Raw genomic sequence first — 11,726 nt, 5'->3', positions numbered from 1 at the left:
ATACATCACTTTATTGGCCCAAAAGGGCAGAAATCTTTAAAGCTGAAAAAATGAACCACTTCGGATATATACAGGTTCTGTGCCTGATCGTAGTTGCCGGACTGTTTCAGTCCTGCGAAAAAAACAAACAAACCTGGGAAATAAAGGGAACAAGCGAAACGGGCTCTGTGGTTTACCTCTACCGGCTGATACCCGAAACGACCTTGATTGACTCGGCTTATATTGATCACCGAAAATTCTCCTTTTCCGGTGAAAATGCCGATGAAAGGCTGGAGCCTTTTTACCTGGTTGTAGGAGATACTGAAAAGCCGGGAGTAGAATGCATGCTGGGCAATGGCGACCAGTTGAAACTTCAGCTTCGTAGCCAAACCTTACCCAATTTCTCGGGAACCAGGGTTGCGGACGATCTCAACAAATACTACGCAATCAAGCAACAGGAGCAAAAACAGAATTTCGATCTTTCTCAAGAGCTGACCCAAAACCGGCTTTCGGACCAGGACCGTGATCTGACGATGATTTCGTACCGTGAAAAAGTGCAGGATCTTGAAAACGAGAAAATCCAGTTTTTGAAATCGATTGTTCACCCCGACTTAAACGGGTACCTGGTTTTAAAAGAATTGCTGAATTCAGGAGTGGTCGAAAAAGAGGTGGTTGACAAATACAGAAGCGCACTGTCTCCCGAAGGCGCCTTGACCAACGACGGCATCAAAGTTCACCGCATTTCTGATTTTTTTGAGGCTTACGCTTTAAGCCGCGAAATAGAAATACTCGATACTGCCACCATTCGCGAACGCTACAACAAGCTGGACGAAGAAAATAAAACCTCGGTTTTTGCCAAAATCGTGGAGCAGCATTTACAAAACTTCAAACAAGAATAGCCCAAGTCAAAAAGGGCAAATCCTTATTCCCGTTATTTTCAATACTTCGGTAAGAAACAATTCAGATTTTTTTAAATTGCAACACTAAATGGGAAATGGGATTCAACCATTAGGGGAAATAATGACCTGTTAACTAACAGGCCCTGTTTTCATAGGATGCAAAAAACCAAATTAATAGCCGGAAAATGTTCAAAATTCTCATCCAGAATGCTGCGTTGTTGATTGCATTGTCATTTCTGAATGGAACGATCAAGTTTTATCGTCCCAAAAAGGAAATCCATTTTCAATTGCTGAGCGGAACCTGGTTTGGACTGGTAGCAGTTGCTGCGATGATGATGCCCTATCAATACGAAGCAGGAACCATATACGATGGGCGTTCGGTAGTACTAACACTTGCCGGTCTTTGGGGAGGAGGTATCCCCACCCTTATTTCAATCATCATCGCCGGATCGTACCGCGCATTCCTGGGAGGGACAGGAATTTATGTTGGAATAGCTACCATCGTTTTTTGCGGCTTAACCGGCATGATCTTTCGCCATTATTTACGGGACAAATTGTACAAGGTGAATTTCTTTGTTTTCCTGGGAATTGGCTTTGTCACACAGCTTGTAATGCTGGCCTCCCAGCTCATGCTGCCGGGAGATCCCATTCAAATATTAAAAAGAATAGGAGGCCCCATCCTGCTGATATTTCCACCGGTTTTTGCGTTTATCGCCCAACTGTTTCAGGTAATCGACCACTATATTTTTGGAGAGCAAAGAATCAGGGCCGCCGAAGAGTTGTACCGAACTACCCTCCTAAGTATTGGCGATGCAGTAATATGTACCAATTCTTCCGGAGAAATAACCCAAATGAACCCGGTTGCCGAGAACCTGACCGGGTGGAAATTTTCGGAAGCAAGAAATAAAAACTTGGAGGAAGTTTTCAATATCATCAATGAACTCAGTCGCGAAAAAGCCGAGAATCCGGTAAAAAAAGTTCTGGAAGAAGGCACCATTGTTGGCCTCGCCAATCACACCCTGCTGATCTCCAAAGATGGCAACGAGATTCCGATTGCTGACAGCGGCGCTCCAATCAAAAACAAAGACAACCAGATCATCGGGGTGGTAATGGTTTTTAGAGACCAGACTGCAGAAAGAGAACAACAGCTGGTCCTGGAAAAAAGCGAGGCAAAATACCGTGAACGTGAATTCTGGCTGAGAGAATCGCAACGCGTGGGGAAAATTGGCTCCTACAACATGGATATTGTCAATAATCAGTGGAAATCCTCCACCGTTCTGGACAAGATATTTGGCATCACACAGGAAGATGATCATTCGCTTGCCAGCTGGAACAAGCTTGTACACCCGGACCAGCAGGAAGAAATGATGGATTATTTTCTTCAGCATGTAGTGGGGAAAAAGCAGGCTTTTGAGAAAGAATACAAGATCATACGGGCAAATGATGGTGCCGAACGCTGGGTATCCGGACGCGGAGAACTTCGGTTTAACGAGGCCGGGGAACCAATCCAAATGGTGGGCACCATTCATGACATTACCGACCAAAAACTTTTTGAACAACAACTTCTGGAAAGCGAAGAGCGTTTTCGGAACTCTATTCTGATGGCCCCCATCCCCATTATGGTTCACGACGACACCGGAAAAATTCTAAACCTGAGCGAAGGATGGTCACACTTTTCCGGCTATACCATCGACGAGGTGCCCGACCTGAGAACCTGGACCCAAAAAGCCTTTGGTCCCAAAGCTGAAGAAGTGGAAGAGTACGTCAACAGTCTGTACGACAGGAACGAAACCATTTTTAGCGGCGAGTTTGAGATCACCGCTAAAAACGGCACCAAACGAACCTGGTTTTTTTACCATACCCCGATAGGGAAAAGCGGCGGTAAAAATATTATGCTGAACATCGCCCCTGACATTACACAGCGGATACGCACCAAAAAAGAGCTGGAGGAAAGCGAGCTGGCCTACCGCATGTTGTTCGAAGACCACATTGCAGTAAAGCTGCTAATCGATCCCCAAAATGGCACCATCATTACAGCCAACCACGCCGCAGCAGACTTCTACGGATGGAGCATTGAACAGCTCCGGAATATGAAAATCAGCGACATAAACTGCTTGCCCGGCCAGGAAGTAAAGGAACACATGAATACCACACTGGCAAACAAACGGCTTAACATCGATTTTAAACACCGCCTGGCAAACGGGGAAATCAGGGATGTGGAAGTTTTCAGCAGTCGGGTTGATTACAAAGGGAAACAGGTATTGCATAGCATCATCCATGATGTGACGGATAAAAAACAACTTTTGCACGAGCTTATCTCGGCCAAGGAAAAAGCAGTGGAAAGCGAACGACTTAAATCGGCTTTTCTGGCAAATGTGAGCCACGAAATAAGGACGCCACTCAACGGGATTGTTGGGTTCAGCAATATTCTTTCGCAGGATGAAAACTTGTCAAAGGCTGAAAAGACCGAGTTCTCCCAAATCATTAATAAAAGCTCGGAAGGCTTGCTCAAGATCATTAACGACATACTCGATATTTCGCGTTTGGAAACTGCCAAAGCAAGCTTTGACGAAAAACCCTTTGATGTGGGCAACATGCTGGAAAATATTCACTCCATTTTCCGGAAACGACTGGCAAGCACCAATACCAACGGTTTTAAACTCCTTTTGAAAAAACCGGAGAAAACCTTGATCATTGATGGAGATGAAGACCGGATCACCCAAATCTTCTCCAACCTGATTGACAATGCCATTCGTTTTACCCACAGCGGAAACATCACTTTTGGTGTAGCTTCGGTAGGCGAAAAAGGTGCCGAGTTTTTTGTTTCCGACACCGGTATCGGCATTCCCAAAGAAAAGCAAAAGCACATTTTTGAACGTTTCACCCAGGCCGATGCCGGCACTTCGCGCAGCTACGGAGGTACCGGTTTGGGTCTTGCGATCGTAAAAAAACTGTTGGAAATGATGAACAGCGAAATCCATCTGCATTCGGCACCTGGGAAAGGCACCCGTTTCTGGTTCAGTTTGAACTATTTGTCGTACGACGAACAAGTACACCAGCAACCCGTTAACAACACGTCCCGCGAGAGCCAGAATCCAGTGGAGAAAGACCGAAACACAAAAATCCTGATCGTGGAAGACGACATGGCCAGCATTTACTTTTTTCGCCAGGTACTGGGAAAAAGCTATTCCAACCTGCTCTTTGCAGAAACAGGAGCCAAAGCGCTGGAGCTATACCAATCCAACGCTCCCGATATTATTTTGATCGACATCGGCCTGCCGGATATGAGCGGACTGGAAGTGATCCGAAAAATACGGGAAACCGATAAGCAGGTGAAAATCATCGTTCAAACCGCTTATGCCATGGCCGAAGACGAACGCACCGCCCGCGAAGCCGGCTGCAACGACTTTTTCACCAAACCATTAAAAACACAGGTGCTTTTGGAAAAATTGCAGATGAGCGAGGTGGAATAATACCACCTGCTCTCCTACCACTTTTTAAAGTTCGATCGTTCGTTCCACATTTACCTGTTCCAGAAAACTCTCGTCGTGCGACACTACGATCAGCGTTCCCCGGTATTCGTTAATGGAAGCCGTCAGTATTTCAATGTTCTGAATATCCAGGTTGTTGGTGGGTTCGTCCAGCACAATAATATCGGGCGCCTGCTTATTGATTGTCAGGCAACAGATCATCAAGCGCATCCTTTCGCCGCCACTTAATGCACTACACGGTTTATTCCAATCCTCCCTCCAGAACAGGAAACGGCTAAGCCTGATTTTTATGTCGTGCTCCTGCAGCGCCGACACATTAAACTGTTGCGCCTGTTCATAAACACTCAGCTTATTATCGATTAGGGAATAATCCTGGTCGATGTAAACCGTTTTGTCGGCAGCCCGCTTAATCGTCCCGGTTTGAGGCTCTGCATCTCCCAGGATCAGCCGGATCAGGGTCGTTTTCCCCGAGCCGTTCAAGCCGCGTAAAACAAGCCGCTCGCCGCTTCTGATCAGAAAAGTAAGGTTTTCAGGCCACAGAAAGGTTGCGCCGTATCCATAGTTGATGCTGGAGGCTGCCACCAGTATTTTCCCTTTGTGCAGGGACGAGTTATCAAAGCCAAACCTCATTTTGTCGATATCGGGTAACGAAGAACGCAATTCGTGCAGTTCCCGGGAAATACCGCTGATCTTCTCATCGTGAACACCCTTTAACCTCGAAGAATTGTTCTCCGAATCGTTTTTCATCTTGTTCATCATTGTTTTGGGCATTCCTGCCTGCACCTGCTTCTTTTTCCCGCGGGCATTCAGTTTCTGTTGCCGTTCGGCAGTGTCGCGTTCCTTCTCCCTGGCTTTCCGCAAGGCTTTCTCCTTGCTTTGTATGTCCTGCGTCAGGGCATTGGCTTCGATCTGCTTTTGCTGAACATAAAAGTCGTAATTGCTGCCGTAAACAGCTACTCCTTTCTTTGTCAGCTCATAAATAGCCTCCAGCAGATTCAGCAGTTTACGGTCGTGACTAACCACCAGCAGCGTACATTTCGCCGATTGAATAAAGTCGTAGAGCAGTTGCCTGCCAGCAGTGTCGAGATGGTTGCTGGGCTCGTCAAGCAAAACCAAGGCAGGCTGATGAATGGAAACACCCGCCAAAAACACCTTGGTCTTTTGCCCACCGCTCAGCGTTTCCATTTTTTGCTCCAAGTCCAGATCGCTCAATTGCCAGTATTCCAAAGCCTGGGTGCAGCGCTCCTCAATGCTCCAGTCGTCGTTTAGCAAAGCATAGTTTTCCGCGGTAACATCGCCTTTCAGTATTGCATTTAAAGCATGCAGCTTTTTTTCGATGTTCAGCGCCTGCGCAATGCTTAAATGATTGTATTGCCCAAATACCTGCGGAACATAGTAAGCCTGAGCTTCTGTTTCCAAACGCCCGGCAGAAGCGGGTAACTCGTTGGCAATAATGCGCAGCAAAATCGACTTGCCAACCCCGTTGTTACCGATCAGCGCAATTTTTTCCAGATGATTTACCGTAAACGAAACATGCTCAAAAAGTAAATCTTTGTTCGGATGTATGTATGAAATGTTTTGAAGATGCAACATAATTTCTTTCGTTAAAAATGAAACACTTCAGCAAACCCGGGGATGAGCTTGCTGACATTAATTCGCCGAAAAGAAATTATAACTTCATTTTAAAAATCTGTTTATCAGTTGCAACGACAAATGTAAAAATTAATTCTGAGAATCTCCTCTTGCTCCGCGATCATCAAACCGGTGCATTTTCAGGAGCGGCCAATGTGCTTATCATTTCCATTTGGGAGTAAAGGGCACTCTTTCTCCGTCCTTGGTAGTATATTCTTCCAACGAGTTTTCTTTGGCCTGTATACAGATATACACCATTTCTTCCTCCGAGGTATTACACAAACTTCGCACGCCCGCGGGTGCAACCCTTACAACACTTCCGGCCTGTATCGGGAAACAATCATCATCAACCTGGTAAAAACCGGCCCCTTGGAGAATAATGTACGTCTCTTCGTCTTTGTAATGAAAATGGAAGTACCCCAATTCCGATTTGGGAGGCAGGCTTGTAAAAGATATTTCTGTTCCGCTGGCCCCGGTTGGGTCTTTTACAAATACTTTTCCTTTTATCTCGGTACCCAGCCTAGCGTGAATAAGCGAGTGGTCCTTTATATCGTCCCAACTTCCAACATTTACGGCGGTGTAATTTTGGTTCCCCGCTATCTTTTCTACTTTTTTCATTCGCGTCATTTTTAACTTTTTTGCTTAAACAGAACCGTACAAGTGTTTTTTTGTTTTCTACGAGTGAAACATTCTGGTTGATATTGCAATCCGGTTCCAGGAATTGATTTGAGTGATGGCAATGATAATCTGAGCTATTTGATTGTCATTAAAATATTTCTGAGCGTTTTGAAAGCTTGAATCCTTCACGCCTTGTTCCGAAATTTTGGTTATTTCTTCCACCAAAGCAAAAACCGCCCGCTCCTCGTCTGTAAACAAAGGGCTTTCCTCCCAGGCCGGCAGCGCAAATATCCGTTGTTCTGTTTCACCTGCTTTCCTCGCATCTTTACAATGCATTTCAATACAATAAGCACATTTGTTTATCTGCGACACTCGTATTTTTATAAGCTCGCGTAGCTGTAGTGTTAAGTTGGTGGAAGATAAATACTTTTCCATCGCAAACATAACTGAGTAGGCCCCGGGCTCAAGTTGTTTAATATTGATACGTTGTTTCATTTATAATTGATTTATGTTTTCATAATTTAATCCGCAAGAACTAACTCCCTTTCAATCAAAGCAACAGCAATAAGAAACGCCTTAATCCTGCGCTCAAGCAATGTTTTTTGTGCTGAGTTCTCTTTCAATTTCGAAAGAGATTTTTCACATTTACCGATGGTGGAGGCGATGGCTCTTTTGGCTTCTTCCAGTTCTGTTCTGCTGTAATTCATGGTCTAAAAACAGTCAAGGGTTATTTTCAGTTTTTGCTATTCCTCCCTAATCATTTGTTTGCGGCGTATACTTTACAATGTCAATACCAATACCGTTTGGGTCTTCAATCGCAAAATGTCTGTCGCCCCAAGGTTCGTCGCGAATGTCAATTCTTATTTCAACACCTTTCTTTTTCAGTTCGTTGTATATCTTGTACACGTCGTCCACTTCAAGGGTCAAATACATTCCCTGCCCGGAAAATGGTTGGTGGAAAAGGGGCTGCTGACTTGGATGATTAGGAAGCAAAAAGCTAATTTCGGCTTCTTTACCCGGGGTATGCATTAATAGATAAAATTCATTCTCAAAGGTGACACCAAAGCCCAATATTCTGGTGTAAAAGTCTTTGGTTTCGTTTAGCTTTTCGGTGATAATTCCGGCATTTAATTTCATCTTGTATTTATTGTTAATAGTTGAACTTGTTTTAGAAGCAACGGCAGCTGCCAGGCAAACCAGGGCTAGAACTGTAAGTAACTGTTTCATCTTCTTTCTGACTTATTTTCATCACAAAATTCGAACAAACTGAAAGCCTGACATTGTAAAAATCGGACAAACTATCGATTGAAAGCCTTGCCTGGTGTTACTCCATAAAAGTTCTTGAATTCCTTGATAAAATGAGCTTGATCGTAGTACCCCACATCAAAAAAGAGTTTGTTTTGCCGTAAACTTTGCGACGAAGGTTTGGAACGAAGAATGCTTTGAAAGCGAACCACCTTTGAAAAGGTTTTAACCGTATCTCCAATGTAAAATTCAAAAAGCCTGCGCAGCTGTCTTTGGCTTATTCCCGTGCTCAAATCCTGTTCGACATTTACGCCGCCCGATTCTTTAAAAATGATTTCGAGTGCCTTGTACAACCTGCGATCGTTATTAAAAGCAGCGTTTGCAACGAGTGTGCGAAAGTAATCGTCAAAAGTTGTCTTTATCTCTTTAATGGTTAACTCCGAATGAAAAGTGTCTGTTATGAAGGCAGAAGCATTGGGAACTACATTGCTTAACTGTTCAAACCGATTGCACAACTCGGAGGCATTGATTTTAAAAAGTTGCGGAAACATAGTTGGCAGAAACCGAACTCCGATGTAATGGAAAGAATTGGCCAAAGGAAACTCCGTGAACTTTTTGCAAAAACCCATTACAAAATTGTTTTGCGGGTTACTGAGCTCAAAAAAGATATCAATACAGCCGTCAGCGACTACACGATAAAGAAACGGTTCAGTAAGTACTTTGTCCGATTTAAGTTGCCAGTAACAATAAATAACACTCTGAAGTCCCGTCTCTGGCAAAATTTCCAGATAAGTTACATTGTCCGCCGATTGCTTTACAGTCGGTTGAATGGGTTTGTAATGGTGTCGTATGTTAGCAGATATCTTCAAAGTCGGTGGTATGTATCAGTGCTTTGATGAACGTTTGAGCCTGCAAAATGGTTGAGTTTTCGAAGTGCATTCGTAGCTAATGAGACAAACGTTAACCTGACAGACAAGCGTCCACAAGCCACTAAATACAACTACTTATTATTTGTTCTCTAGCTGGTCCCATTTGTCCTTCACGTTCCTTTCTCCATCAAAATAATTTACCTGCGAATCGGTTTTAAATACCTCCATCGACGGAGCAATTAAAATCTTATCCGAATCGGGGTATCCTGCCACGTCGTATCCGATAAATGTCCGAATGTCTAAATACGTGCAAACCTCGCCCGTGTGATTGTACAGCTGATGAGCACCCTTTTCTCCTTTCTCGAAGAAAATCAAATCTCCGGCACTTACCACCTCCAATCCATTGGGGGTTCTTAAGGTTGCAGAACCGGAAATAATCATAAAAAGCTCCTCTGCATACCGGTGAAAATGATAGGGAGCCGAATACTGTCCGGGGTTTAACTGCCTTAAGTCAAAGTTCAGGTTTTCCGGATTAACTCCTTTACTTATTCTCGAAACATCTGTAAATACCTTGTAATTATCAATTTTATTAGGTGTTTCCAGGAATTCTCTTTCGTTTGATTTTAGAATTGTTGCCATTTTTTGGGATTTTCATTTATCCATAAACAACCAAGTCATCGTATTGGTTGTCGATCGTCCGAGCACTTAGCTCTTTTTTTGAGTGATTGTTCTTATCTCTGCCCGATAAATACATTGTCAAGTCCTTGTACTTTAAGCTTCATGGTCTTTTTTTGATAACGCACCACAACCACCGTTCTTATCACCTGGCGGGCTTATTTCCGTGATCCTAATACTGCATTGGCACTGATCGTCGTTCTACACCGGTCGTACCATACTTTTAATACTTTATTGTTTGGCATCGCCAGACGGTTAGATTTTATAAACAATTTTCAACGCATCGTTTATTCTATCTGTAAGTAACTCAATTAACTCATTGTCCATAAATTCATAGTCATCCGGAATTTCCAATATTTCTATTGGCGGAATTTCCAGGTACTTGTAAAGCCCCCATATTCTGGCTCTTTGTTTTGTTTCCATAACAAAAATCAAGTCTGCCCAATTCAAATCTTTCTCTGATATTTTTCGATCGCTTTGAGGGCTTAATCCGGCAGAACGAATAGCAAAACGATTGTCGTTCTTAAAAATTGATTCAGCTGTTCGGCTACGTTTTTTATTTCGTCCGCAAACGACAAGTATATTGGGTCTGTTTGTCAAAGTTCTCTTTGTTTTAGTAAAATCTACAACTAACACACGTTTTTTATTCTTTGGAGATTTTTTTTACATGTGCTTTTAATTTCTTTATTGCCCAGTCATAGTGACTGGATGTGGCAGACACGCAATAACTTCCGAGGGTAGTTGTTCCGGTCCAGTCAAACACGTTCTTACTGAACAGTTCATCGTCAGAAAAAAGCTGAATCATCTCCAATACTGACTTATGACTCTTTTGAAGCATTTCTTTCGCATTTTCGAGCTGGGTGCCCTGGTGTTTTTCCCAAAATTTCACATTCATCTCTCCGTATGTTTTCCAGTTGTAGGGTTCCGGAAGAAAACTCGCTTTAATCCCTTTCTTGTTGCTTTCCACCCAATTTAAAAGCAGTTGGTGCCATTCGTACAGGTGAATCAAAACGTCCCTGAGATTTTTATCCCGTTTCCAATGGGCTTCCTTCTTCTTTGTGTCTTCCGAAAAATCAAATTCCAGGCTTAGCGCTTTTTCCGGCAATGAGTCGATCGCCTGCCAAAGCTTTTCGAAATTTATGGTGGCTGCTTCCAGTAAATCTTTCTTTGTGGTAGGTCGTGCCATTTTATTGTTTTGTTTAAATATGTGCGAAACGGTTGGTACATGTTGCAAAACGGGAATCCCTGCCTGCGGCAGGCAGGCGCAGCTGGCGTACCACCGAACCCCGCCCTGCAATATGTACCGTGTTAGTTGCTGTGCTTTTATTATTATTTGTTTTAGATTAGTCCTTTTTCATTCCATTCTTCTCTTGAAATCCACTTGCATTCTGCAATCGATATAAAATATATTTCTCCATTATCAACATTTATTGCAAAACGCCATAATGTAACTCTATGTGTCTCGTGATTTTCAGCTATTGCAATCTCCCAAAACCTTTCAGTTGAACCTGGTTCAGCTTCTAGATTTGGTACATGCTCAATTCTTAAACTCAAAAAAACTTTGCCATTAGAGGCTTCGTTAATTTGTTTCTCTATTTGTTGATATTCTTTGAGATTAATTATAGCAAATACAGCATCATCATCTGTCAAAATTGATGTTTTAAAAATCTGCGAAACTGAATCAAAAAAACTTTGCCAGTATTTTTTAACTAATTCCTGATTATTTGTAAGATATTGAATGACGTCTTCAAAAAATAAAATGAATATCTCAAAACCTTCTTTCGTTTTATTTTCAATTGATATTTTATGAATTAATTCTTGAAGCTTATTATCTCGAGAACCACTAATTACAAAATATAATTCATCTATTGGAGTAAATAATTTTTTTGTTTTTTTTATCTCACTATCAATAATTCGTTTTGAAAGAGAAATGCAATTTTTAGCTTGAGCAGCGACAATACGTGAATCTTTTTTTCCTATAATATCAATTCCATTCTGACGTTGTCCTTTTCTTCCGTATCTGTAAGCATTGGAATCATTCCAGAATATGCGCATTGCATCGAGAACCATGTCTTCCCATTCATCTTCTGATTTGGGACGAGGCCATTGACTTGTTGATGGTGTAGGCATATTAATATTAAAATATGACGTTAAATATAGTTTTCATGTTCAGTGACGTGTATTTCAGCATTGCAACGGTTGGGACATGTTGTCGGGGCGGATTTCGGAGAGTGTTCCTGTCCGAAGGACACGGAACAGCGATGCGAGAATCCGCAGTTGGCGTACCACCGAACCCCGCCCTGCAATATGTACTGTGT

General features: G+C 42.8%; 13 protein-coding genes. 3 read left to right on the top strand and 10 right to left on the bottom strand.

The window, feature by feature from the left end; translation table 11 throughout:
• Nucleotides 1-50: 50 nt before the first annotated feature.
• Both INQ51_RS11630 and INQ51_RS11625 read left to right on the top strand, forming a co-directional pair.
• Complete coding sequence (locus tag INQ51_RS11630; protein WP_233378141.1) at nt 51-878, top strand: DUF4369 domain-containing protein; 828 nt, start codon at nt 51-53, stop codon at nt 876-878.
• A gap of 185 nt (nt 879-1,063) precedes the next feature.
• Nucleotides 1,064-4,351, top strand: coding sequence for a PAS domain S-box protein (locus INQ51_RS11625; RefSeq protein WP_233378140.1), 3,288 nt, complete (start codon nt 1,064-1,066; stop codon nt 4,349-4,351).
• A 24-nt stretch (nt 4,352-4,375) separates the two neighbouring features.
• On the opposite strand, the gene INQ51_RS11620 is transcribed toward INQ51_RS11625, so the two are convergent.
• On the bottom strand, nt 4,376-5,962 hold the full coding sequence (locus tag INQ51_RS11620; protein WP_233378139.1) for an ABC-F family ATP-binding cassette domain-containing protein: 1,587 nt from the start codon (nt 5,960-5,962) through the stop codon (nt 4,376-4,378).
• A gap of 17 nt (nt 5,963-5,979) precedes the next feature.
• Here INQ51_RS11620 and INQ51_RS11615 point away from each other — a divergent pair, with 17 nt between their 5' ends.
• Nucleotides 5,980-6,183, top strand: a complete 204-nt coding sequence (locus INQ51_RS11615) for a hypothetical protein (protein WP_233378138.1) — start codon at nt 5,980-5,982, stop codon at nt 6,181-6,183.
• On the opposite strand, the gene INQ51_RS11610 is transcribed toward INQ51_RS11615, so the two are convergent.
• The 9 genes from INQ51_RS11610 to INQ51_RS11570 form a co-directional block, all read right to left on the bottom strand.
• On the bottom strand, nt 6,164-6,619 hold the full coding sequence (locus INQ51_RS11610) for a cupin domain-containing protein (RefSeq protein ID WP_233378137.1): 456 nt from the start codon (nt 6,617-6,619) through the stop codon (nt 6,164-6,166). The two genes, INQ51_RS11615 and INQ51_RS11610, sit on opposite strands and share 20 nt — an antisense overlap.
• Nucleotides 6,620-6,676: 57 nt before the next feature.
• On the bottom strand, nt 6,677-7,114 hold the full coding sequence (locus INQ51_RS11605; RefSeq protein ID WP_233378136.1) for a carboxymuconolactone decarboxylase family protein: 438 nt from the start codon (nt 7,112-7,114) through the stop codon (nt 6,677-6,679).
• Nucleotides 7,115-7,140: 26 nt separating this feature from the next.
• On the bottom strand, nt 7,141-7,326 hold the full coding sequence (locus tag INQ51_RS11600) for a hypothetical protein (protein ID WP_233378135.1): 186 nt from the start codon (nt 7,324-7,326) through the stop codon (nt 7,141-7,143).
• A 46-nt stretch (nt 7,327-7,372) separates the two neighbouring features.
• Nucleotides 7,373-7,846, bottom strand: coding sequence for a VOC family protein (locus INQ51_RS11595; protein WP_233378134.1), 474 nt, complete (start codon nt 7,844-7,846; stop codon nt 7,373-7,375).
• 71 nt (nt 7,847-7,917) lie between these two features.
• Complete coding sequence (locus INQ51_RS11590; protein ID WP_317207962.1) at nt 7,918-8,643, bottom strand: helix-turn-helix domain-containing protein; 726 nt, start codon at nt 8,641-8,643, stop codon at nt 7,918-7,920.
• Between the two features lie 228 nt (nt 8,644-8,871).
• The gene (locus INQ51_RS11585; RefSeq protein ID WP_233378132.1) at nt 8,872-9,372 is read right to left on the bottom strand and encodes a cupin domain-containing protein; all 501 of its coding nucleotides are present in this window, start codon (nt 9,370-9,372) and stop codon (nt 8,872-8,874) included.
• 291 nt (nt 9,373-9,663) lie between these two features.
• On the bottom strand, nt 9,664-10,044 hold the full coding sequence (locus INQ51_RS11580; RefSeq protein WP_233378131.1) for a low molecular weight protein tyrosine phosphatase family protein: 381 nt from the start codon (nt 10,042-10,044) through the stop codon (nt 9,664-9,666).
• A gap of 7 nt (nt 10,045-10,051) precedes the next feature.
• Complete coding sequence (locus INQ51_RS11575) at nt 10,052-10,594, bottom strand: ClbS/DfsB family four-helix bundle protein (protein WP_233378130.1); 543 nt, start codon at nt 10,592-10,594, stop codon at nt 10,052-10,054.
• Nucleotides 10,595-10,746: 152 nt separating this feature from the next.
• Complete coding sequence (locus INQ51_RS11570) at nt 10,747-11,538, bottom strand: hypothetical protein (RefSeq protein WP_233378129.1); 792 nt, start codon at nt 11,536-11,538, stop codon at nt 10,747-10,749.
• Between the last annotated feature and the right edge of the window lie 188 nt (nt 11,539-11,726).

Source organism: Maribellus sp. CM-23, from assembly GCF_021354595.1.
In the GTDB taxonomy this organism is placed as follows: Bacteria; Bacteroidota; Bacteroidia; order Bacteroidales; family Prolixibacteraceae; genus Draconibacterium.
The sequence above is the reverse complement of the archived record's forward strand: the minus strand, read 5'-3'. Positions and strand labels throughout refer to the sequence as shown.

Excerpts from the sequence above, each read along its gene's own strand:
- INQ51_RS11605 (WP_233378136.1), bottom strand. The coding sequence starts at position 7,114 with ATGAAACAACGTATCAATATTAAACAACTTGAGCCCGGGGCCTACTCA.
- INQ51_RS11600 (WP_233378135.1), bottom strand. The coding sequence starts at position 7,326 with ATGAATTACAGCAGAACAGAACTGGAAGAAGCCAAAAGAGCCATCGCC.
- INQ51_RS11610 (WP_233378137.1), bottom strand. The coding sequence starts at position 6,619 with ATGAAAAAAGTAGAAAAGATAGCGGGGAACCAAAATTACACCGCCGTA.
- INQ51_RS11615 (WP_233378138.1), top strand. The coding sequence starts at position 5,980 with ATGAAACACTTCAGCAAACCCGGGGATGAGCTTGCTGACATTAATTCG.
- INQ51_RS11630 (WP_233378141.1), top strand. The coding sequence starts at position 51 with ATGAACCACTTCGGATATATACAGGTTCTGTGCCTGATCGTAGTTGCC.
- INQ51_RS11575 (WP_233378130.1), bottom strand. The coding sequence starts at position 10,594 with ATGGCACGACCTACCACAAAGAAAGATTTACTGGAAGCAGCCACCATA.
- INQ51_RS11620 (WP_233378139.1), bottom strand. The coding sequence starts at position 5,962 with ATGTTGCATCTTCAAAACATTTCATACATACATCCGAACAAAGATTTA.
- INQ51_RS11595 (WP_233378134.1), bottom strand. The coding sequence starts at position 7,846 with ATGAAACAGTTACTTACAGTTCTAGCCCTGGTTTGCCTGGCAGCTGCC.
- INQ51_RS11625 (WP_233378140.1), top strand. The coding sequence starts at position 1,064 with ATGTTCAAAATTCTCATCCAGAATGCTGCGTTGTTGATTGCATTGTCA.
- INQ51_RS11570 (WP_233378129.1), bottom strand. The coding sequence starts at position 11,538 with ATGCCTACACCATCAACAAGTCAATGGCCTCGTCCCAAATCAGAAGAT.
- INQ51_RS11585 (WP_233378132.1), bottom strand. The coding sequence starts at position 9,372 with ATGGCAACAATTCTAAAATCAAACGAAAGAGAATTCCTGGAAACACCT.